Source organism: Pseudomonas sp. SDO5271_S396, from assembly GCF_054071795.1.
The window spans coordinates 54652-75874 of the sequence record NZ_JBSVWB010000030.1; the positions used below are offsets into that span (position 1 = coordinate 54652).

Genomic DNA, 21223 nt, shown 5'->3' on the forward strand with positions numbered 1-21223 from the left:
CGGTCGCGACAACGCCGGCCGTTTTACCACAAATCATAGGCTTGGAAAGTTTCACTTCATAGAAAGCAAGAGGGCGCGGGAGCTAAAGTTTTCACCGCGTTACTCTAAAACTTCCAGCGTGAAAAGTAATGTGAATTGCTGTGAACTCTGAGCCTCCTGTCGGTTATCTACGTATTCCGTGGCTGCATGCAACACCTGCCGAAAGATTGTTTGAGCCGCCTGCGCTCGCCGCTCACTATTGTTTCCCCGTCGTGTTTACGCACAGGAGTGACGATGTGAACTTTCAATGCAGTTCCAGATTTTTGATGAGCCAGGGCGAAGTTATAAGTCTGAATTGTCCTGCGGGTTACACCCTTAAAACCATCATTGGGCAACTTCAAATCACCCGCGAAGACCAACTGGACAACTTGGTATTGAGCGCCGGAGAAGTGTCTAGCGTGGGCATTCCCTGCGCGTTGACCATCAAGGCCATGAGCCATGCCTTTGTGTCGGTGACGGAGTCAACCTATTCGCGGCAGATGCAGGAGTGCAAGGCATGAAAGTACCCAGCCACTTGACGAGCCCCTCGGTACAACTGGGCATCAGTATCGGCATCCTGATGTATGGGAGTTACGGCCTGGCCCATGATGCCTTTGCCAATGGCGTGCTGATTGCGCTGTGTACCTTTGTCGGGTTGTTCATTCCGTATTACTCGAAGTTGAGCAACAAGCTCGAAGAGGTCATCAACCTGCGCACCGCGCTGGTCAGCCTGGGGCGCCTCGGACGCTTCATCCCCCAACTGGTGTTTAACGTGGGAGTGTTCATCGCCCTGGTCGAGGGCGGGGTGTTTCCGCCTGACAACCTGTCTGACCTGGGCGGCGTGCCCGGCATTGCCCTGTTGACCACCTGCGCCTCACAAGGCATGCAATACGTGGCGCTGGCCCTGGCCAACCGCGAACTGGGCGACAGGAACCGCAACGTGCTGATCGCGCTTTCCACCAACATTGTGGTGACGTCGCTCGCGACCCTGGGGTTGCCGTGGCTCAAAGTGGCCTTCACGGTCTTCGGCCTGGCGTTCGGTATTGCATTGTTTACGGTCGGCCTGCTGTCGGACCTGCGTGGCAGGTTGCCCAAGCGTGGCGGAGTCGGGGTGTTCTTCGGCACCTTCAACCCGATTCATCGCACTCACCTGGCGCTGATCCGTGACGCCATCGAGTCTCGGGGCCTGGAAAAGGTCTACCTGCACAGCACCATCATTCCCAAGTTGCATGCCCAGGCCCTGGAGCGCGGTGAAATCCAGATCGGTCACTACGAACATGGCATGCGCGTGTATGAAAAAACCCGACGCGCCGACGTGCACCTCAACTACTTCCCCACCGGCTCGCGCTTCTACGAGTACGAAACCCGTGAAGCCATGATGCGGGTGGCGGTCGAAGAGGCTGGCCTGCAGGGCAAGGTCGAGGTGCTGTCGTTGCCCAACGCCTATGCCGAGGGCGGTTTCTACGCGGTCCTCAAGCACATCAAGGGGCTCGCCCAGGGCAAGCCGATCCACGGCATCCATGGCAGTGACCTGGGGGGCATGTGGGTGCGCGGCATCTACGACGAGTCGGGTTGGCTCTATCCCTATCCGGTGGTGCGGCGGGACAAGGTCTCTGCGACCGCCATCCGCAATGGTGCCAAGGGCCAGACCACCCAGACCGTGCAGCACATGATCGAGTCGCTTCGCGATATCACTTCCCTGAAGAGCCACTGAGGAATTCGCCGTGTCCGTTTCCATTCACAGCTCACAGAGCGACTCCAAAGCCATCGCACGCTCGCCGCTGACCATCAAGATCGTCGAAAGCGAAGACGAGCGCATCAAGGCCATGCTGGTACGCGCCATTGTGTACATGCACGAGCAGCAGTGCCCGTTCAGCGAGGAATTCGACCTCAATGACCACGCCGCCACCCAGGTGGTGGGGTTGATCGCCGACGAGCCGGTGCTGACCGCCAGGATCCGCTACTTCAACGGCTTCGCCAAACTGGAGCGCCTGGCCATCCGCAGCGAATACCGGGGTCGTGGCTATGCCCACCAGTTGTTGAAGTTCTTGCTGAGCATCGGTCGGCAGAAAGGCTTCTCGCGTTTCTACCTGCATGCCCAGGTTCAGCTCGAGTCGTTTTATGCCGGCTACGGGTTCAGCAAGGCCGGCACGGCGTTCGCCTTTTCCGATCACGGCTACACCGAAATGCTGCTGGAGGAAGACAGCCCGCTGGCACAACCCTCGGCGCACATCGGCGTGCATCCCATGCTGCTCAACCGCCCGGAGAACAACGTTTATTCCGCCGGCCCGCTGGAGCAACGTCCCGGCAATGTTCTACCGCAGTTGATTCGCACGGGAGCCGTCGCATGAAACACGGGGTATGCGCAGTTTTGTGTTCGCTTGTGTTGGGGATGTCCCAGGGGTACGCCGCAGAACCGATTCCGGCGAGGTCTCTGCAACTGTTGCAGGAAGTGGTGAACATCAACACGGACTCCAGGAACCCACAGGGCCTGAGCCAGGTCCGCAAAATCCTGATTCCGTATTTCGAAGCCCTGGGCATGGTCGTCACGCATCATCCGTTGGCTGACGGTCGCGACGTGCTGAGCTTCGAGACTGCCCATGCCAAGCCGAGCGTGTTGCTGATCGGCCACCTGGACACGGTGTTTCCACCTGCGAGCCCGTTTCAAAGCCTGTCCCGGGAGGAAGGGCGCCTGATCGGCCCCGGTGTGATCGACATGAAAGGCGGCGTGGTGCTGATGCTCGACGTGCTGGCGCAACTCAAGCAAACCGGGCACCTGGACAACGTACGCGTGGCACTCAACGACGACGAGGAAATCGGCTCAAGCGTTTCCAGGCCGGTGCTGCAACAACTGTCCCAAGGACTGGCGTACGGCCTGGTGTTCGAACCGGGCCTTGAGGACGGCGCCTACGTGAGCAGCCAATCGGGCATTCGCTGGATGAAGCTGACCACGTCGGGCAAGGCTTCCCATGCCGGGCTCGAACCTGAAAACGGCATCGATGCCTGCCTTGACCTGGCCATCAAAGTCAAAAAACTCGCCGAGCTCGCCCGGCCCGAAGAGGGGCTGCTGATCAACCCAGGCGTCATCGAAGGTGGCACCAAACCCAACGTGGTCTGCGACCACGCCAGCGTGACGATCGACGTGCGTTTCCAGAAGCTGGCGGATTGGGAGCGGACCTTCACGGCGCTGGAGCAGATCAGCCATCACAGTGACGTCTACAACGAAAAACTGCAGCAGGGTACCCGCACCGAGCTGACCAAACTGGCCGAGATGCCTTTGCTGGCGGCCACCAATACCCAGGCGGTGGTCACCCAGGCCGAAGCGGTCGCCGAGGCCCTGGGGCAGCCGTTCAAGGCCCGCCCCGTCGGCTATGGCAGCGACGGCAACAACATTGCGAACCCGACCATCCAGATTCTGGTGGGCCTGGGGCCCTATGGCGGCGGCATGCACTCGGAAAAGGAGTTCATGCTGGTTTCGTCCTACGGCCAGCGGCTTGCCTTTGCAGCAGCACTTATAAGAAAACTTGACCCAACCGTTAGGAGCACCCCATGAAAGCACTGGTCGTGATTGATATTCAGCGTGAGTACATCGCCGCAGGCCGCAAGTTTCATATCGAGTCCATCGGCCCATCCCTGCAGAATGCCTATGTGATGCTGCAGCACGCGCGTGAAGAGGGCTGGCCGATCATCCATGTGCAGCACTTGCAAGACGGTGATCTGTTCAACCGCGACTCGGACACGTCGGACTTCATCGACGGCTTCGCCCCCGAGGCCGCCGAAGCCCATGCGACCAAGGGCAACTATTCGGCGTTCTCATCGCCGGCCTTTGTCGATTTTGTCCAGCAGCACGCAGACCACGAGTTTCTGGTGATCGGCTACGGCACCACCATGTGCTGCCTGTCGACCATCATCGAGGGTTACCACCGGGGCTACCGTTTTGCACTGCTGGAAGATGCCACTGCCGCGCTGGCGTCCAACGGCTTGTCGGAAGCTTCGTTGCAGCACCATGCGACGACGATTCTCAAGACCTTTTCGCGGGTAACGAACCTCATCCAGGAAACCCGGGTGCTTGAAGAGGCTGTTTAAGCATCTTGAGTACCGATCGTTCCCTCACTCTGCGTGGAAACGCATCCTGTGACGCTCCGCGTCACGATTTCAAAAGCGGACGCGGAGCGTCCAGGGCGGCGTTCCCACGCGGAGCGTGGGAACGATCAAGGTCTATATAGGGATGTTTAGAATTTGTAGCCGATACCGACCATGTACACCATCGGGTCCACATCCACGTTGACCTTGGCACGGGTGCCCTGGCCCAGCGCGTTGTTGTCCACGGTGGCCTTGGTGCTGATGTCGATATAGCGCGCCTGGGCGTTGATCATCCACTTGTCGTTGATCATATAGTCGGCGCCGATCTGCGCGGACCAGCCCCACGAGTTCTCGGCCTTGAAGTTGCTGAAGCCGGCGCTTTGCGCACGGCTGCCGACATGCTCGTCGTAGATCCAGGTGTAGTTGATACCGGCACCCACGTAAGGCTGGAAGGCCGACTTGTTGTCCAGCGGGTAGTAGACGACGCTCAGGGTCGGCGGCAGGTGTTTCAGGGTGCCGAGCTTGCCGTTGGCCGCGCCCAGAGCGGTGTCCTTGATCTTCACGTCATGCTCGAACGGCGTGGCCGCCAGCAGCTCGATACCGACGTGGTTGGTGAGCATGTAGGCGAAGTTCAGGCCCAGTTGGGTGTCGCTGCTCATGGTCGCCTTGCCGCCCAGGTTGGCACCGGCCAACGGGCCCTGATCGACCTTGATGCTGCTGCTGTCGGCCTTCGGGTTCACGGTGATCGCGCCGGCGCGAATCAGAATGTCGCCCGCTTCGTGAGCATGGGCGACAGGGGCGGCGAGGGCCAGCGCGACGAGGGACGCGCCGAGCAGAGACTTGTTCATGGGAGCTCCAAAAGGACGTTTAAAAGGTGTACGTCCCATGGTAAAGATCGTCCCGCGCGATCCTTTGACTCAGCTCAATGAAAGGTCGATCAGGCCCTATTCCGGCAATTCGTAGATATAAATCTTCTCGGCATCCATCTGGTAACCGGCGTCGGCCAGTTCGCTGGTGGACGGTTTGACCTGCATCGAACCCTCGATCCAGTACGGCTGATACAGCTCATCGAGTTTCACCCCGACTTCGCTTCTGACATGCACGATCTGGTTCGACGGCGGTGGTGGCACATGGATGCAGGCGCCGAAATACGGCACCAACAGGAACTCGGTGGTGCGACCTTCTTCGCTGACTTCCAGCGGCACGATATAGCCCGGCAAACGGATGTGCAGGCCGTCGAGGCTTTGCACCACCGGTGCGTTGGGCAAGTCCTGCTTGGCCGCGGGCGCCGACTCCACCGACAACGCATCGGCCATGCCCGACAAGTTGTGCAGCGGGGTCATGTTGGGGATTTCCGGCGGCGCGTCCGGCGGAATCATTTCCTGCCAGGACAGATCCTTGGGCTGTTCATCCGCCCAGGCGGGCACGACCGCCAGCAGTAACAGGGCAAACAGGGCACGGCGCATCGGAGCCTTCCTCATAAACGTATGGACAGGCCGTCGGCCAGGGATTGTCGATAGGCGCGCCAGGCGGGCACGCTGCCCATCAACAGCGCGGCGGCCAGGATAGCGGCGAGCAGTGTCCATTCATATTCACTGGGCCAGGCCATCGGCAGGTCCAGGCCATAGTTGGCCTGCAAGTAACCGCGCGATGCGGCGATGCAGATGTACAGCAGGCCCAGGCCCGCCACCACGCCGGACAGCGCCAGGGTGAAGGCTTCGAAGATCAGCAGGCTTGCGATATGCCAGGGGCGAGCGCCCACCGAGCGCAAGATCGCCATCTCGCGGCGGCGTTCGTTGAGGCTGGTGAGGATCGCCGTGAGCATGCCGATCAACCCGGTCAGCACCACGAACAGCGAGATCACGAACAGCGCTTTTTCGGCGGTGCCCATCATGCTCCACAGCTCTTGCAGGGCTACGCCCGGCAGGATCGCCAGCATCGGCTCGCCACGAAAATCATTGATCTCCCGTTGCAGGGCAAAGGTGGAAATCTTGTTGTTCAGGCCGAGCATGAACGCGGTGATGGCCTGCGGAGTGAGGTCCATGTTGCGTGCCTGGTCGGCGCTGATCCGGCCCTTGCCCTGGGCCGGTACGCCGTTGTGCCAGTCGATATGGATGGCTTCCATACCGCCGAGGCTGATGTGCAGCGTGCGGTCCACCGGTGTGCCGGTGCGCTTGAGAATGCCGACCACGGTGAAGGGCTTGTCATCGTGCTTGACCAGGCTGACCACCGCCACGCCGTGGGCCAGCACCAGTTTGTCGCCCAGTTTGTAATGCAGCGCATCGGCCACTTCGGCGCCGAGCACCACTTCGAACGGGTCGCTGGCAAAGGCACGGCCGCTGGCCAGTTCGAGGTTTTGCTTGCGACCGTACTGGTAATGCGCGAAGTAGGCGTCGTTGGTGCCCATCACGCGGTAGCCGCGGTGGGAGTCGCCGAGGGAAATCGGGATCGCCCATTTCACCTGGGGGTTGGCGGCGAAGTGCTCGAAGCTGTCCCAGCGAATGTTGTTGGTGGCGTTGCCGATGCGAAACACCGAATACAGCAGCAGGTTCACCGAGCCGGAGCGGGCGCCGACGATCAGGTCGGTGCCGCTGATGGTGCTGGCAAAACTGTTGCGCGCTTCGGTGCGCACCCGCTCCACCGCAAGCAACAAGCACACGGACAGGGCGATGGCGAACGCGGTGAGGATCGCGGTAAAGCGGCGGTTAGCCAGGCTGGCCATGGCTAGACGAAACAGATACATCTCAAACCTCTGCGGGCGCGGCGGCGCGATTGAGTTCGGCCAGCGACAGGTTGCGGTCGAACAACGGCGCCAGGCTCTGGTCATGGCTGACAAACAACAGGCTGGCGCCTGCATCACGGCATTCGGCGAACAGCAGTTGCAGGAAGGCTTCGCGGGCGTCGTAGTCCAGGGCCGAGGTGGGTTCGTCGGCGATCACCAGTTCCGGTTGGCCGATCAGCGCGCGGGCGGCAGCCACCCGCTGTTGCTGGCCGATGGACAGCGAATCGGCGCGGCGTTCCAGGATGTCCTTGTCCTTCAAGCCCAGGTGCGCGAGCAGTGCGGCGGCGGCTTGATCGACACTGCCGTGGCGCTGCCTGGCCCGTTGCGCGCGCAGTGAGGAAAAGTGGCAAGGCAGCTCGACGTTCTCGCGCACCGACAGAAACGGCAGCAGGTTGAACTGCTGGAAGATGTAGCCGGTGTGGTCGACACGAAAGCGGTCGCGGGCGCCGGCCGAGAGTTCGGTCAGCTCCTGGCCGAGCAGGCGAATGCTGCCCCGGGTCGGCTTTTGCACACCGCCGAGCAGGCCCAGCAGGGTGGTCTTGCCACTGCCGCTCGGGCCTTTCAGAAACAGGGTTTCCCCCGCTTCCAGGCGGAACGCGGGGATGTCCAGCAACTGGGGGTGACCGGGCCAGTTGAAGCCCAGGTCGTGCAGTTCGATCAGTGCGTGGGTCATTGGAAATCACAGATATCAAAAAATGGCGCAAAACCCGGTGGGAGCTGGCAAGCCAGCTCCCACATTGACTGCATTGTCAGATCAGAATTTCAGCGTGGCGGCCTGGGCCGTCGCTTCTACGCCTTGCTGGCCGCTCGGGCCGATCAGTTGTACCTGAATTTTCTGGGTGGCGGGGAAGGTCTTGAACACCTGGCTCAGATCCAGGTTGCTCAACGCTGTCGGTGTGGCGCAGGTGAACTGGTAGTGGGCGTGGATTTCACTGTGGTCGTGATGATGTTCGTGGGCAGCGTCTTTTGCGTCGTGATCGTGGTCGTCATCATCGTCGTCGTGGTCGGCTTCAGGCTTGTCGCCGAACAGTGGACTGTTCAGTTCCTGACTGCTCACGACGCAACCTGCGCCCTTGGGCAGGTTGAACAGCGCCAATGGGCTCTCCAGTTGCTTGCGTGCGGCGGCCACCTTGGCTTTGTCGGCCGGGGTGGTGGCCAAGTGTTCGAAGCCCACCAGGTTCATCGCCGGGCTGTCGAGCTCAAGCTCCAGCGCCTGGCCGTCGAGCACTGCGTTGAGGCGCCCGACTCCGTGTTCATGGGCGCCGAGGCTACCGTGTTCATGGGCGTGATCATGATCATCATGGGCGTGGGCAACCGCCAGTGGCAGCAGGGCGATCGGCAAGGCAAGCAACAGACGGCGCATTGAGCAGACTCCGAAACATGAAGGTTTTGTTATGTGATCTTATAACAATAGTGCCGAGAGTTTGACCGCCCGCTTGGCGTTGCGCAAGCCGCGTGGGAGCATGCCCGTCAGAAAAAAGTGCAGGAGTAAGGACGATGTTGCGAATTCGTGGAACCGTCGGCGACCTGCCGGTGGACTTGACCCTGGAACTGGACGACGGCGATTGGGCACGCCTGGGGGCGCAGTTGCAGGCGGCCCCGGTGCCCGCCGCAGGGGCTGCGGCACCGGTGAGGCAGAACGACGATCTGTGGCAGAGCGCTCAGGATTTATTGCGCAAGGCCGGGCAACTCAGTGGCCTGGAATTGCTCGACCAACTGGAAGGACTGGCCGGCGATGCCGCGTCCGGCAAGCGCCTGTTGGTGCGCCTGCGCCACAGTTCAAACGTGAAGGTGGCCAGCGGCGCCGATACGCCGCTGTACAGCTGGATCGGCGATTAGTACAGCGCGGCAAACAGCTTGCGACGGTACACGCTCACCAGCGGGTGGTCATTGCCCAATAGTTCGAACACTTGCAGCAAGGTCTTGTGCGGCAGGCCTTCGCTGTAACTGCGGTTGCGGGTAAACAGCTTGAGCAGCCCTTCCAGCGCGGCATCGTACTGCTGGCGCGCCAGTTGCTGGATGGCCAGTTGGTAGGCGGCTTCATCGTCCTGCGGGTTTTGCGCCAGGCGGCTTTTCAGGTCGGCGGCGTCGGGCAGGTCGGCGGCCTGGCGCAGGAAGGTGATCTGCGCCTTGGCGCCCGCAAGGGCGGCCTTGTGCTCGTCGCTTTTCACGGCGTCCAGCACGGTTTGCGCCTCACCCAACTCGCCGCGCTCGGCCAGGCAATGTGCGTACAGGATCAGCGCGCCGGCGTTGGTATTGTCCTCGCCCAGCAGCGCGACCAGCACCGCCTCGGCGTCGCTGATACGACCGTCGGCAAACAGCGCCTGGGCCTGCTCCAGCGGATCCGCCGCCGCCGGTGGCGGCATCTGCACATGGGGTTCCAGCATCGCCCGCACCGCCGACTCCGGCTGCGCCCCGGCAAAGCCGTCCACCGGCTGGCCATCCTTGAACAGCACCACCGTCGGCAGGCTGCGAATACCAAACCGCGCGACGATATCCTGCTCCGCGTCGCAATCGACCTTGGCCAGCAGCAACGCCCCCTGATAACTCTCGGCGATCTGCGCCAGCATCGGCATCAGCGCCTTGCAGGGCGCGCACCACTCAGCCCAGAAATCCACCAGCACGGGTTTGTGGAACGAGTTTTCGATCACCGCCTGGTCGAAGGTGGCGGTGGTTGCATCGAAGATGTACGGCGTGGGCTCACTCATGGGGCGTCTCGAACAAAGCGGGAATGGGGGGAACTATAAGGGCTGGGGCGATTGGCTGAAAGCTCTCCAGGTCAAGTGTGGGAGCGGGCTTGCCCGCGATGGCCTCAAGGCCGCCGCGAATGGTACAGACTCACCTTGCGAAACTCCCAGGGCTCGGCCAGGTCCGGCAGGGTCAGGGCTTCAAGGATGTCCAGCCGTCGATAAGCCGGGTGCTGAAAGTCTCGCACCCGTGAGTCCGCCACCAGTGTTTCACGGCCTCGGCTCAGGAACTGGTCCAGCAATGGCAGGTTGGCGCGGTCGTAGAGCACGTCGGCTACCAGGATCAGGTCGAAGCGGTCGGTTTCGGCGAAAAAGTCGCTTGAATAATTAAGCGCCACACCGTTGAGCGCGGCATTCACCCGGCACGCAGCCAAGGCCAGCGGGTCGAGGTCGCAAACCACCACTTCCAGTGCGCCGGCCTTCGCGGCCGCAATTCCTGCCACGCCGGAGCCGGCACCAAAATCCAGCACGCGTCTGCCCGCGACCCACGCCGGGTTCGCCGCCAGGTAGCGGGCCAACGCCAGGCCGCTGGCCCAGCAAAAGCTCCAGTAGGGCGGTTCATGCAGGATGCGCCGGGTTTCCTCGGGGCTGAAGGCGCGGTCCATGTTGTCGGCGTCGAGCAGCCATAACGACAACTCGGTGCCTGGCAAGGGGCGCGGTATCAGCCGAGCGTCGCCGATCAGCTCGCTCAGCGCCCGTTGCAGGTCCAGCGGTGGCGTCATGGTGCCTTGACGAGTTGCAGGGGGCCGGTGGTCTGGGTGATCGCCTGGGTGATGCGCACGGCGGGCAGATGCAGGATCAATTGTCCGGACTGGCTGGCACGCCCACGCAACTCCACGCGCGCGCCGGCGGGGAAGGCATCGGGGTTGAAGCGCAGGCGGAAGGCGACGGGCTGGCCGTTGCCGGTCAACACGCTGCTGGCGAGCAATTGTTGCGGGCGCGAGCGATCGTCGATCACCAGCAGGGCCAGCTCGACTTCGGCGCCGGCCGGCACGCCGTTGAGGGTGCCGCTGATTTCACGCTGATAGGCCGGCAAGGGACCGAGGTCTTCGATGCCCGGGACTTTTTTCTCTTGCACCGGCGTGGGCTGAGGAGCAGCCGGCTTGGGGGCTTCGCTGCTGCAGGCGACCAGGAAACTGAACAAGGTGACTAAAACAAAGGGTCGAAACTGCATGTACGGCTCCAGAAAGGACAACATCCGTGGCTTAAAAAATATGAAACATAATAGTCAGCCTATATACCGCAAAGGCTATGGCTTGTCTTGCCACGGGGATGCGCTACCATGGCCCTCCCATTTTTTGTTGCCTGCCAACCATGCACTGTCCCTTCTGCGGTGCCAACGACACCAAGGTCATTGACTCGCGTCTGGTCGCCGAGGGCGATCAAGTGCGTCGCCGGCGCGAATGCCTGGCCTGCGGTGAACGTTTCACCACCTTCGAAACCGCCGAACTGGTGTTGCCGCGCCTGATCAAATCCGACGGCAGCCGCCAGCCCTTCGACGAAGAAAAACTGCGCGCCGGTATGCAGCGCGCCCTGGAAAAACGCCCGGTGAGTGTCGAGCGACTGGAGGCGGCGCTGGTGCATATCAAGCACAAGCTGCGGGCGACCGGCGAACGCGAGGTCAAGAGCCTGGTGGTGGGAGAGCTGGTGATGGGCGAGCTGCAAAAGCTCGACGAAGTCGCCTATATCCGTTTCGCCTCGGTGTATCGACGCTTCCAGGACCTCAACGAGTTCCGCGAAGAGATCGACCGCCTGGCCCGTGAGCCGGTCAAAGAATGAATTCACTGTCTGCTGAACAAGCCGTACTCGACGCCCATTACATGGCCCGTGCCCTGGAACTGGCGCGCAAGGGACTGTACACCACGCACCCCAACCCTCGGGTCGGTTGCGTGATCGTGCGGGACGGGCAGATCGTCGGCGAGGGCTGGCACGAACGCACCGGCGAGCCCCATGCCGAGCCCAACGCCCTGCGCGCCGCCGGCGACAAGGCCCGGGGCGCCACGGTGTACGTGACCCTTGAGCCGTGCAGTCACCACGGGCGTACGCCGCCCTGTGCCGACGCGCTGGTCAGTGCGGGCGTGGCGCGGGTGGTGGCGGGCATGCAGGACCCCAACCCGGAAGTGGCGGGGCGTGGCATGCAGCGCCTGGCCCAGGCCGGCATCGAAGTGCGCAGCGGCGTGCTGGAAAACGAAGCGCGAGCCCTGAACCCCGGTTTCCTCAAACGCATGGAACACGGCTTGCCGTTCGTGCGGGTCAAGCTGGCGATGAGCCTGGACGGTCGCACCGCGATGGCCAGCGGTGAAAGCCAATGGATCACCGGCCCGGCCGCCCGCGCTGCCGTGCAGCGTCTGCGCGCCCGGGCCAGCGTCGTGCTGACCGGTGCCGACACCGTATTGGCTGATGGTGCACGCCTGACGGTGCGCGCTGATGAACTCGGCCTGGACGACGCCACCACCGCGCTCGCCCTGTCGCGTCCGCCGCTGCGCGTGCTGATCGATGGCCGCCTGCGGGTGCCGCTCGATGCGCCGTTCTTCAAAGCCGGTCCGGCGTTGGTCATCACCTGCGTTGCCCCGGAAAACCAGTACAGCCGCGGCCCCGAATGCCTGGTGGTACCGGGCGTGGACGGCCAGGTCGATCTACGCTCGGCCCTGGTCGCCCTGGCGGCGCGGGGTGTCAACGAAGTGTTGGTGGAGGCCGGCCCGAGCCTGGCCGGCGCGTTTGCCCAGCAGGGCCTGGTGGATGAATACGTGATTTTCATCGCCGGCAAGTTCCTTGGCTCCGCTGCCCGTCCCTTGCTGGACTGGCCGCTTGAGAAACTGGCCGACGGCCCCCAACTCAAGATCACTGAAATGCGCGCGGTAGGCGACGACTGGCGAGTCACTGCCGTCCCGCTACCCGCCGCGCGCGTATAATTCTGACCGGGCGCTCAAGTGCCCGTACCGTTTTCCAGGAGTAGGCCATGTTCACCGGCATCATCGAATCCATCGGCAGCATCCGCGCAATGACCCCCAAAGGTGGCGACGTACGCCTGCTGGTTGAAACCGGCAAGCTGGACCTGGGCGACGTCAAGCTGGGCGACAGCATCGCCGTCAGCGGCGTGTGCCTCACGGTCATCGAACTGCCAGGCAATGGTTTTGCCGCCGACGTCAGCCGGGAAACCCTGGACTGCACCGCGATGAACGATCTCAAGCCCGGCAGCCCGGTCAACCTGGAAAAAGCCCTGACCCCGACCACCCGCCTGGGCGGTCACCTGGTCAGCGGCCATGTCGACGGCGTCGGCGAAGTCGTGTCCCGCAGCGAGAACGCACGTGCCGTGGAGTTCCGCATTCGCGCGCCGAAGGAGCTGGCCAAGTACATCGCACACAAAGGCTCGATCACCGTGGATGGCACCAGCCTCACCGTGAACGCCGTGAACGGCGCCGAGTTCGAGCTGACCATCATTCCGCACACCCTTAGCGAAACCATCATGGCCTCCTACCAGCCAGGTCGCCGGGTGAATCTGGAAGTGGACTTGCTGGCCCGTTACCTGGAACGCCTGCTGCTGGGCGAAAAGGCCGCAGAGCCTGCATCCGGTAACATCACTGAAAGTTTTTTGGCCGCTAACGGCTACCTGAAATCCTGACCGAAGGGGGTGCCGCGTGGCGCTCAATAGCATCGAAGAACTGGTTGAAGACATCCGCCAAGGCAAGATGGTCATCCTGATGGATGACGAAGACCGCGAAAACGAAGGCGACATCATCATGGCCGCCGAGTTGTGCCAGGCCGAGCACATCAACTTCATGGCCAAGCACGCCCGTGGCCTGATCTGTATGCCGATGACCCGCGAGCGCTGCGAGCTGCTCAAGCTGCCGCTGATGGCACCGCGCAATGGCTCGGGCTTTGGCACCAAATTCACGGTGTCCATTGAGGCCACCACCGGCGTGACCACCGGCATCTCCGCGGCCGACCGCGCCCGCACCGTGCAAGCGGCTGCGGCCCGGGACGCCAAGGCCGACGATATCGTCAGCCCCGGCCACATCTTCCCGCTGATGGCTCAACCGGGCGGTACCCTGGCCCGTGCCGGCCACACTGAAGCTGCCTGCGACCTGGCGCGCATGGCCGGTTTCGAGCCCAGTGGCGTGATCTGTGAAGTGATGAACGACGACGGCACCATGGCCCGTCGCCCGGAACTGGAAGCCTTTGCTGCCGAACACGGTATCAAGATCGGCACCATCGCCGACCTGATCCACTACCGGATGATCCACGAACGTACCATTCAGCGGATTTCCGAACAGCCGCTGGACAGCGAGCTGGGCCATTTCAACCTGGTCACCTACCGTGATTCGGTGGAAGGCGATGTGCACATGGCCCTGACCCTGGGCAACATCTGCGCCGAAGAACCGACCCTGGTGCGCGTGCACAACATGGACCCGCTGCGTGACCTGCTGCACGTCAAGCAGCCTGGGCGCTGGAGCCTGCGGGCCGCGATGTCCGCGGTGTCCGAGGCGGGCAGCGGCGTGGTGCTGTTGCTTGGCCATCCGCTGGACGGCGATGTCCTGCTGGCGCATATCCGCGAAACCGCCGACCAGGCCGTGGCGAAAAAACCGACCACCTACAGCATCGTCGGCGCCGGCTCGCAGATCCTTCGGGACCTGGGCGTGCGCAAAATGCGCTTGATGAGCGCACCGATGAAATTTAATGCGATATCCGGTTTCGACCTGGAAGTTGTAGAATACGTGCCCTCCGAATAAAGGCAGGCGGTTCTTTGCCCCTTGTTCGCGGTTCAAATATCACCAAGGGGCGCGTACGAGACGCGTCCCGGCTCTTTAAGAGATTTGTCGAATGACCCTGAAGACCATCGAAGGTACCTTCATCGCCCCCAAAGGCCGCTACGCCCTGGTGGTTGGCCGCTTCAACAGCTTCGTGGTTGAAAGCCTGGTAAGCGGTGCCGTGGACGCCCTGGTTCGCCACGGTGTGAGCGAGAGCGACATCACCATCATCCGTGCCCCTGGCGCCTTCGAAATCCCACTGGTTGCGCAGAAAGTCGCCCAGCGTGGCGAATATGCAGCGATCATCGCCCTGGGCGCGGTCATTCGTGGTGGCACTCCGCACTTCGAATACGTCGCCGGCGAATGCACCAAGGGCCTGGCCCAGGTATCCATGGAGTTCGGCGTGCCGGTGTCTTTCGGCGTGCTGACCGTGGATTCCATCGAGCAAGCCATCGAGCGTTCCGGCACCAAGGCCGGTAACAAAGGTGCTGAAGCGGCCCTGTCGGCCCTGGAAATGGTCAGCCTGCTGTCGCAGTTGGAGGCCAAGTGATTTCCGACGAGAGCGATCGTTTCAACCCGCGCGACCCACGTCCTGCGGACGCCGGCAAGCCATCCAAGAACGAGAAGCGTCGCGCGGCTCGTCAGTTGGCGACCCAGGCGCTGTATCAGCGCCACCTGGCTGGCGCGTCGTTGAACGAGATCGAAGCGCAGTTTCGCGTCGACAACGATTTTTCCCTGGCCGACCAGAGCTACTTCCACGACATCCTGCACGGCGTGCACGCGCACCTGAGCGAGATCGACGCGGCCCTGGCGCCCTGCCTGGACCTGACCCTCGAAGAGCTGGACCCGGTTGAATTGGCCGTGCTGCGCCTGTCCACCTGGGAATTGCTGTATCGCGTCGACGTGCCTTACCGCGTGGTGATCAACGAAGGTATCGAACTGGCGAAAGTCTATGGTTCGACCGACGGCCACAAGTTCGTCAACGGTGTACTCGACAAGCTTGCCCCGCGCCTGCGCGAAGCTGAAGTCAAGGAACACAAGCGCTGATACGCGCTTGAGTTTCCCATGGGTGAGTTTGAGCTGATCCGCAACTACTTCGCCGCCGCGCCTTGTGCGCAAGGCGGCGAGGGCATTGCGCTGGGGATTGGCGACGACTGCGCCTTGCTGGCGCTCCCCGCCGGGGAGCAGTTGGCCGTCTCCACCGATACCCTGGTGGCCGGCGTGCACTTCGCCGACCCCTGTGACCCGTTCCTGCTGGGCCAGCGTTCGTTGGCCGTGGCCGTGAGCGATCTGGCCGCCATGGGCGCCCATCCCCTTGCCTTTACCCTTGCCTTGACCACGCCGACGGTGGACGCCGATTGGTTGCAGCGTTATGCCCAGGGTTTGAACACCATGGCGCAAAACTGCGGTGTGACGCTGGTGGGCGGCGATACCACGCGCGGTCCGCTGAGCCTGACGCTGACCGTCTTTGGCCGCGTGCCGACCGGGCAAGCATTGACCCGCAGCGGCGCACGGCCAGGTGACCTGCTGTGCGTGGGCGGCGAACTGGGCAACGCCGCGGGCGCCTTGCCGCTGGTGCTCGGGCAGCGTAGCGCAGAGGCGGCCATCGCCGAGCCACTGCTGGCGCATTACTGGTCGCCACAACCGCAACTGGCGCTGGGGTTGGCGTTACGGGGCAAGGCGACCTCCGCGATGGATATCTCCGACGGGCTTCTGGCCGATTGCGGGCATATCGCCAAGGCATCGGCTGTCAGTCTGTTGATCGAGCGCGAACGCTTGCCGCTGTCCCCGGCGTTGCTGGCGTTTGCCGGGGCGCAAGGCGCCTGTGTGGCCGCCTTGAGCGGCGGCGACGACTACGTTCTGGTGTTCACCCTGCCCAGCAGCGAATTGGCGCCGCTGCTGGCCGCAGGCTGGCCGGTCCAGGTGATCGGCCGGGTCGAAGCGGGGCAGGGCGTGACCCTGCTCGACGCCCATGGGCAGGACATCACCCCGGTCGTGCGTGGCTATCAGCATTTCAACGACGCGCCCTAAGTCGCCTCCCTGCGCTACCCTCTATAGCGAAATCACGGATGCAAGGCCTTGTAGGAGGTTGTCCCAATGGATGTGCGTCGCTGGCTACTGATACTGCTGTGTGTCGGTGCGACCCTGGCGCAGGCTCAGGACGTGCCGGGGGTGCCCGGCAAGGTGATGCTGGCGAGTGAGGACTGGGACGACTACACCAACGCCGATGGTACGGGGCTGGCCTGGGATGTATTGCGCCAGGTCTTCGAGCCTGCCGGAGTCAAGCTGCTGACCCGCACCGTGCCCTACACGCGTTCAGTCGGCCTTGCCCAGCGGGGCGAGGTGGATGGCTGGGTCGGCTCCTACCGTGACGAGGCCAAGGGCGTGTTGTACCCGCACTGGCACTTCGATTCCGACCACATCTACGCCCTCGGCCTGGCGGGTACGCCGGTTCCGACAGCGGCTACCCTGGGTGATTACCGTCTGGCCTGGGTACGTGGTTACAAGTACGAGGCGTACCTGCCCAATGTGCACCGTTTCAACCAGATCGAGCGGCGCGACGGCATTCTGCCGATGCTGGAACATGCCCGCGCCGACTTCTACATCGATGCCTTGACCGAAGTCAACGTCGTGCTCGATCAGGCGCAGGACCGGTCGCAATTCAGGCTGACTCACATCGCCGAGCTGCCGCTCTACGTGGGTTTCGCCGACAACGAGCGGGGGCGTGCCCTGATGGCGGTCTTCGACCAGCGAATGGCGGTGCTGGTGAAAAACGGCGAGCTGAAGCGGATTTTCGAACGCTGGAAACAGCCGTATCCATTCTGACCAGCATAGAACCGGCATGAAGGCCAATCGAACCGATTGATCTTTATCAGCGATAATTCAGCTTAAGCGTCTGTAGGAACCTGCTGTTACAATGGCCGCCTTTGTAGAAATTGAATTCAGGAGCACACGGTGCCCGTCGTTTTCGTCGCTGCTTCCAAGCTGCCTACCCCATTTGCCACGTTCACCATGAACGGCTTTCTCGAAGAAGCCACGGGCCGCGAGCACGTTGTGCTCAGCCTGGGCGATATTGCCGACGGCGCCCCTGTCCTGGGCCGTGTGCACTCCGAGTGCCTGACCGGTGATGCATTGTTCAGCCAGCGTTGCGACTGCGGTTCGCAACTGGAAGCTGCATTGCGTGCCATCGCCCGTGAAGGCCGTGGCGTGTTGCTGTACTTGCGTCAGGAAGGCCGTGGCATCGGCTTGATGAACAAGATCCGCGCCTACGAACTGCAAGACGGCGGCGCCGACACGGTCGAGGCCAACGAACGCCTGGGCTTTGCCGCCGACCAGCGTGACTACGCGATCTGCCTGCCGATGCTCGAGCATCTGGGCGTGAAGTCGCTGCGCCTGATGACCAACAACCCGCGCAAGGTCAAAGCCTTGACCGACATGGGCATCACCGTGGCCGAGCGCGTGCCGCTGCATACTGGCCATAACCCGCACAACAAGCTCTACTTGGCCACCAAGGCCAGCAAGCTCGACCACATGATGGGCAATGAGCATCAGGGCGAGGTCGACCGCGCGTGACCCGAGGCCAGGTAAAACGGCGACTGTCCTTCAACTGGTGGCAGTACCTGGCCCTGGCGCTGCTTCCCCTGTTCGTGCTCAACCTGGTCTTTGGCCAGGCTGAGTCCTTGCTCCCTGTATTGGCCATGCCGTTCTTCATCGCCGGCGTGGCCTCGATGTTTCTTAGCCTGCGCTACTTCAACGGCTATAAACACGCCTTGATCGCCACCTCCAAAGCCCTGGATACCCCCGAAGAACCGGCGGCCTGGATCACCCTGGCGGCGCGTCGGCGGATTGCCTTGCTGGTGGCGGCCATCCCGGCTTGGATCGGCGCGTTGTCGGTGTTTGTCGGCCTGGAAGCGGTGCCGTTGTTTCTGCTGGCGCTGTCGACCCTGGTGCTGTTTTACCTCTACCGCATTCCCCGCCAACTGGGATGATGCGCCATTGGCTGGCGGTTCTGCTGCTGGCATTCGGTGCCCAGGCGTGGGCGGTCGAGCGTGTGGTCAGCCTGGCGCCGTCCCTGTCTGAAATCGTCGTCGAACTGGGCGCTGCCGATCTGCTGGTGGGCGTGCTCGATGGCGGTGACCGGCCGGCGGCGCTGGCGAAGGTACCCTCGGTGGGGCGCTATGGTCAGTTGGATATGGAGCGCCTGCTCAGCCTCAAACCGGACTTGATTCTGCTCTGGCCTGGCAGCGTCGGTCCGGCCCAGCGCGAACAGTTACAACGCCTCGATATCCCGGTGTACGTCGCCGAACCCCATAGCCTTGAACAACTGGCTGCCCAGGTCCAGGCCATCGCCAAGCAATTGGGGCGCCCGGAGGCTGGCCGGCAACTCGCCGCGCAGTTACGCCAACGCCTGGCTGAGTTGCGCCAGCGTTATCAGCGTGCCGAGCCGTTGCGGGTGTTTTACCAGGTGTGGAACCAGCCGCTGTACACCGTTGGAGGTGGACAGATCATCAGCGATGCGCTGGGCGTATGCGGCGCGCGCAATGTGTTCGACGACCTGAAACTGCCGGCGCCACAGGTGAGTATCGAAGCGGTATTGCAGCGTGATCCCGAGATGATTCTGGTGGGGGATCAGGCTCAGAAAACAGCCTGGCAGGTTTGGCCGGCGATGGCTGGGCGGGTGCGCGTGGTGCCGGACAAGGGCCTGGAGCGGCCCAGCGGGCAGATGCTGGAAGCGGTGGGGCGGTTGTGTCAGGTGATTGCGCCGAACCCGTGAGACCGCTTTCGCGAGCAAGCCCGCTCCCACATTTGGAATGCGTTTCCCCTGTGGGAGCTGGCTTGCCTGCGATGAGGCCGGACCTGTCAATTCAGATATCGGGGGTCCAAGTCACCCCCAACATCCACACCCGGCCTTCTTCGCGATAATCCTGATTATTCTCGAAGTTCGGGTCCTGGTAGCTGTACATGGCCCGTGCATAGGTCTTGTCCAGCACGTTATCCACCTTCACCGACAACAACACCTCGCGGTTCAGCGCCCAACTGCTGCGCAACCCCAGCAGGGCATACCCGCCGAGGCGATTGCGGTTCTCTTCATCGTCGTAGCTGTTGCTGACCGCTTGCCAACTGGCGCCCACGCCCAGTTTGTCGAACTGCCGGTCCAGGTCCAGGCTCAGTGTGCGGCGGGCGCGACGGGCCAGGGTATGGCCGCTGTCACGGTCGCGCGGGTCGATGATCGACAGCCCGAGGTTGCCTTGCCAGCCGAACAGCTCCTGTTTGAGCGCGGCTTCAAAGCCGTTGATGCGTGCGGATGCCACGTTATGCGGGATGTAGAAATCCACCGGCTGCGCGACGATGGCGTCCTTGAGGTCGGTGCGGTACAGCGAGGTTTCCAGGCGTGTGCTGTCGCTCAACTGGCTGCGCCATTGCAGCTCGTAGCTTTTCGAGTGCTCGGGCTTGAGGTTGGGGTTGCTGCTGCCGGGGTAGTACAAATCGTTGAAACTGGGCGCCCGGAACCCCTCGCTATAGGACAGCAGCACATCGTTGTCGGGGTTGAGCGGTACCGTCAGGGTGCCGCTCCAGGTGTTCTGGCTGCCGAACTGCTGGTTGGTGTCGTGCCTTAGGCCCAGCTCGGTGGAGAACCGCTCTGCCGCGAAGCGATGCTGGATAAACACCGCGCGGTTCCAGCGGCTGTCCTGATCGAAATCAGTGCTGGCGTGTACACGGTCTTCATACCAGTCGCCGCCCAGAATCAGGCGGTTGCGGTCGTCCAGGGTCACGTCGTTTTGCCAGTTCACCGAATCGCGGTAGGTGTTGAAGGCGCTGCCGTCGTTGCTCAGGTAATCGCGCTTCTTGTCGCGGTTTTCGCTGTGGCCCAGTTCCAGGCGGGTTTGCCAGCGTTCGTTGAGCCGGGCATCGACGTAACCGCTTGCGCTGCTGACGGTGTAATCGGTGTAGGGCTTCTGGCCGACGGTTTCGGAAAAGCTGATAAAGCGGCCGAACGGGTTGTCGTACTCCGACTTGCCCCGGCCATCCAACAGGTTGAAGCCGACTTCGAGGTCGTCGTTCAGCGAGTGGCTGAGGTTCAAGCTGATGGACTTGTTGCGGTAGGCATCGTGATCACCATCGCTGGCGAACGATTCGTGGGTCCAGTTGATGCCTTGGGTTTCATCCAGGCTGGCGCCAAGGTTGAAGCGTGTGCGTTCGTCGCCGCCCGACAGCCCCAGGCTGCGCTCCCAGGTCTGGTTGCTGCCAAACCCCAGGTGCAGGCGCGGATGCACACCGGCCTGGGCGTTGCGCCGGGTGAAAATCTGGATGACTCCGCCGATGGCGTCGCTGCCGTAGATCACCGAGCGCGAGCCGCGCAGCACTTCCACCCGCTCGATCTGGTCGACACTCAGGAATTGCAGCCCGCTGTCGCCAGAGGTGGCATTGGCAATGCGCTGGCCGTCCACCAGCACCAGGCTCTGGGCGGACTTGGTGCCCCGGATGAAAATCCCCGGCAGGCTGCCGCGCCCGCCGGTTCGCGCCACTTGCACACCGGGGACGCGGCTGAGCAGGTCGGTCACGCTGGTGGGTTGCAGGCGGTCGATGTCATCGCGGGTAAACACGGTATTGGCGGCGCTGCTGTCGTTGCGCGCCTGGACCTGGCGGTTGGTGCTGATGACCACGTCGGGAAGGCTCAGTGCCTGGTCGCGGGTGTCGGCGAGCAGATCGGGAGTGGGCAGGAGCAGCAGGGCCAGGTGCAGGCGTTTCATGGTCTGTCCATCGTTTTGAAAGTTGACACAAAACCAATGTGGGAGCGGGCTTGCCCGCGAAAACAGTGTGTCAGCCAGCCTATGAAGTGACTG

At 62.7% G+C, this 21223-nt stretch carries 26 protein-coding genes; 17 read left to right on the forward strand and 9 right to left on the reverse strand.

The window, feature by feature from the left end:
- Positions 1-275 precede the first annotated feature (275 nt).
- Genes ACW9IN_RS19740 through ACW9IN_RS19760 form a run of 5 tightly spaced genes read left to right on the forward strand, consistent with a single transcriptional unit; the run spans position 276 to position 4104 of the window.
- Complete coding sequence (locus ACW9IN_RS19740; RefSeq protein WP_457367444.1) at positions 276-539, forward strand: hypothetical protein; 264 nt, start codon at positions 276-278, stop codon at positions 537-539.
- On the forward strand, positions 536-1732 hold the full coding sequence (locus ACW9IN_RS19745) for a hypothetical protein (protein WP_457367445.1): 1197 nt from the start codon (positions 536-538) through the stop codon (positions 1730-1732). The genes ACW9IN_RS19740 and ACW9IN_RS19745 overlap by 4 nt, the downstream gene beginning before the upstream one ends.
- Positions 1733-1742: 10 nt before the next feature.
- Positions 1743-2369 carry a GNAT family N-acetyltransferase gene (locus ACW9IN_RS19750; RefSeq protein WP_457367446.1) on the forward strand — a complete coding sequence of 209 codons (627 nt, stop codon included), beginning with the start codon at positions 1743-1745 and terminating at the stop codon, positions 2367-2369.
- 41 nt (positions 2370-2410) lie between these two features.
- A complete protein-coding gene (locus ACW9IN_RS19755; RefSeq protein WP_457367447.1) occupies positions 2411-3571 on the forward strand; it encodes a M20/M25/M40 family metallo-hydrolase in 1161 nt (386 codons plus the stop codon).
- The gene (locus tag ACW9IN_RS19760; protein WP_457367448.1) at positions 3568-4104 is read left to right on the forward strand and encodes a cysteine hydrolase family protein; all 537 of its coding nucleotides are present in this window, start codon (positions 3568-3570) and stop codon (positions 4102-4104) included. Before ACW9IN_RS19755 ends, ACW9IN_RS19760 begins: the two co-directional genes overlap by 4 nt.
- Positions 4105-4250: 146 nt before the next feature.
- Here ACW9IN_RS19760 and ACW9IN_RS19765 read toward each other — a convergent pair whose 3' ends face one another.
- The 5 genes from ACW9IN_RS19765 to ACW9IN_RS19785 form a co-directional block, all read right to left on the reverse strand.
- Entirely contained in the window at positions 4251-4949 is a 699-nt protein-coding gene (locus tag ACW9IN_RS19765) for an OmpW/AlkL family protein (protein ID WP_457367449.1), read from the reverse strand.
- A gap of 96 nt (positions 4950-5045) precedes the next feature.
- Positions 5046-5567 carry a DUF3299 domain-containing protein gene (locus ACW9IN_RS19770; RefSeq protein WP_457367450.1) on the reverse strand — a complete coding sequence of 174 codons (522 nt, stop codon included), beginning with the start codon at positions 5565-5567 and terminating at the stop codon, positions 5046-5048.
- 11 nt (positions 5568-5578) lie between these two features.
- Positions 5579-6844, reverse strand: coding sequence for an ABC transporter permease (locus tag ACW9IN_RS19775; RefSeq protein ID WP_457367451.1), 1266 nt, complete (start codon positions 6842-6844; stop codon positions 5579-5581).
- Position 6845: 1 nt separating this feature from the next.
- Entirely contained in the window at positions 6846-7556 is a 711-nt protein-coding gene (locus ACW9IN_RS19780; protein WP_457367452.1) for an ABC transporter ATP-binding protein, read from the reverse strand.
- 81 nt (positions 7557-7637) lie between these two features.
- Positions 7638-8246, reverse strand: a complete 609-nt coding sequence (locus ACW9IN_RS19785) for a DUF2796 domain-containing protein (RefSeq protein ID WP_457367453.1) — start codon at positions 8244-8246, stop codon at positions 7638-7640.
- A gap of 134 nt (positions 8247-8380) precedes the next feature.
- Between ACW9IN_RS19785 and ACW9IN_RS19790 the strand changes: the two genes are divergently transcribed.
- Positions 8381-8722 (forward strand): hypothetical protein, encoded by a 342-nt coding sequence (locus ACW9IN_RS19790; protein ID WP_457367454.1) that lies wholly within the window; start codon positions 8381-8383, stop codon positions 8720-8722.
- Here the strand turns inward: ACW9IN_RS19790 and trxA are convergent.
- From trxA to ACW9IN_RS19805, 3 genes are all read right to left on the reverse strand, one after another.
- On the reverse strand, positions 8719-9591 hold the full coding sequence (gene trxA / locus ACW9IN_RS19795; protein ID WP_457367455.1) for a thioredoxin: 873 nt from the start codon (positions 9589-9591) through the stop codon (positions 8719-8721). The two genes, ACW9IN_RS19790 and trxA, sit on opposite strands and share 4 nt — an antisense overlap.
- A gap of 104 nt (positions 9592-9695) precedes the next feature.
- Positions 9696-10352, reverse strand: coding sequence for a class I SAM-dependent methyltransferase (locus ACW9IN_RS19800; RefSeq protein WP_457367456.1), 657 nt, complete (start codon positions 10350-10352; stop codon positions 9696-9698).
- Positions 10349-10804 carry a YbaY family lipoprotein gene (locus tag ACW9IN_RS19805; RefSeq protein WP_457367457.1) on the reverse strand — a complete coding sequence of 152 codons (456 nt, stop codon included), beginning with the start codon at positions 10802-10804 and terminating at the stop codon, positions 10349-10351. Before ACW9IN_RS19805 ends, ACW9IN_RS19800 begins: the two co-directional genes overlap by 4 nt.
- Positions 10805-10944: 140 nt before the next feature.
- Here ACW9IN_RS19805 and nrdR point away from each other — a divergent pair, with 140 nt between their 5' ends.
- From nrdR to ACW9IN_RS19860, 11 genes are all read left to right on the forward strand, one after another.
- The gene (gene nrdR / locus ACW9IN_RS19810; protein ID WP_016978538.1) at positions 10945-11409 is read left to right on the forward strand and encodes a transcriptional regulator NrdR; all 465 of its coding nucleotides are present in this window, start codon (positions 10945-10947) and stop codon (positions 11407-11409) included.
- Entirely contained in the window at positions 11406-12542 is a 1137-nt protein-coding gene (ribD, locus tag ACW9IN_RS19815; RefSeq protein WP_457367458.1) for a bifunctional diaminohydroxyphosphoribosylaminopyrimidine deaminase/5-amino-6-(5-phosphoribosylamino)uracil reductase RibD, read from the forward strand. The genes nrdR and ribD overlap by 4 nt, the downstream gene beginning before the upstream one ends.
- A 47-nt stretch (positions 12543-12589) precedes the next feature.
- Positions 12590-13252, forward strand: a complete 663-nt coding sequence (locus ACW9IN_RS19820; RefSeq protein ID WP_457367459.1) for a riboflavin synthase — start codon at positions 12590-12592, stop codon at positions 13250-13252.
- 16 nt (positions 13253-13268) lie between these two features.
- Positions 13269-14360 (forward strand): bifunctional 3,4-dihydroxy-2-butanone-4-phosphate synthase/GTP cyclohydrolase II, encoded by a 1092-nt coding sequence (gene ribBA, locus ACW9IN_RS19825; protein WP_457367460.1) that lies wholly within the window; start codon positions 13269-13271, stop codon positions 14358-14360.
- A gap of 91 nt (positions 14361-14451) precedes the next feature.
- Positions 14452-14928 carry a 6,7-dimethyl-8-ribityllumazine synthase gene (gene ribH, locus ACW9IN_RS19830; protein WP_457367461.1) on the forward strand — a complete coding sequence of 159 codons (477 nt, stop codon included), beginning with the start codon at positions 14452-14454 and terminating at the stop codon, positions 14926-14928.
- Positions 14925-15425 (forward strand): transcription antitermination factor NusB, encoded by a 501-nt coding sequence (gene nusB, locus ACW9IN_RS19835; RefSeq protein ID WP_457367462.1) that lies wholly within the window; start codon positions 14925-14927, stop codon positions 15423-15425. Before ribH ends, nusB begins: the two co-directional genes overlap by 4 nt.
- Before the next feature lie 18 nt (positions 15426-15443).
- Complete coding sequence (thiL, locus tag ACW9IN_RS19840; protein ID WP_457367463.1) at positions 15444-16409, forward strand: thiamine-phosphate kinase; 966 nt, start codon at positions 15444-15446, stop codon at positions 16407-16409.
- Between the two features lie 66 nt (positions 16410-16475).
- Positions 16476-17204, forward strand: a complete 729-nt coding sequence (locus ACW9IN_RS19845) for a substrate-binding periplasmic protein (RefSeq protein ID WP_457367464.1) — start codon at positions 16476-16478, stop codon at positions 17202-17204.
- Between the two features lie 129 nt (positions 17205-17333).
- The gene (gene ribA / locus ACW9IN_RS19850; RefSeq protein ID WP_457367465.1) at positions 17334-17951 is read left to right on the forward strand and encodes a GTP cyclohydrolase II; all 618 of its coding nucleotides are present in this window, start codon (positions 17334-17336) and stop codon (positions 17949-17951) included.
- Complete coding sequence (locus ACW9IN_RS19855; protein WP_457367466.1) at positions 17948-18367, forward strand: MFS transporter; 420 nt, start codon at positions 17948-17950, stop codon at positions 18365-18367. The genes ribA and ACW9IN_RS19855 overlap by 4 nt, the downstream gene beginning before the upstream one ends.
- A complete protein-coding gene (locus ACW9IN_RS19860) occupies positions 18364-19152 on the forward strand; it encodes a cobalamin-binding protein (protein ID WP_457367467.1) in 789 nt (262 codons plus the stop codon). Before ACW9IN_RS19855 ends, ACW9IN_RS19860 begins: the two co-directional genes overlap by 4 nt.
- 91 nt (positions 19153-19243) lie before the next feature.
- On the opposite strand, the gene ACW9IN_RS19865 is transcribed toward ACW9IN_RS19860, so the two are convergent.
- On the reverse strand, positions 19244-21130 hold the full coding sequence (locus ACW9IN_RS19865; protein WP_457367468.1) for a TonB-dependent receptor domain-containing protein: 1887 nt from the start codon (positions 21128-21130) through the stop codon (positions 19244-19246).
- Positions 21131-21223 lie beyond the last annotated feature (93 nt).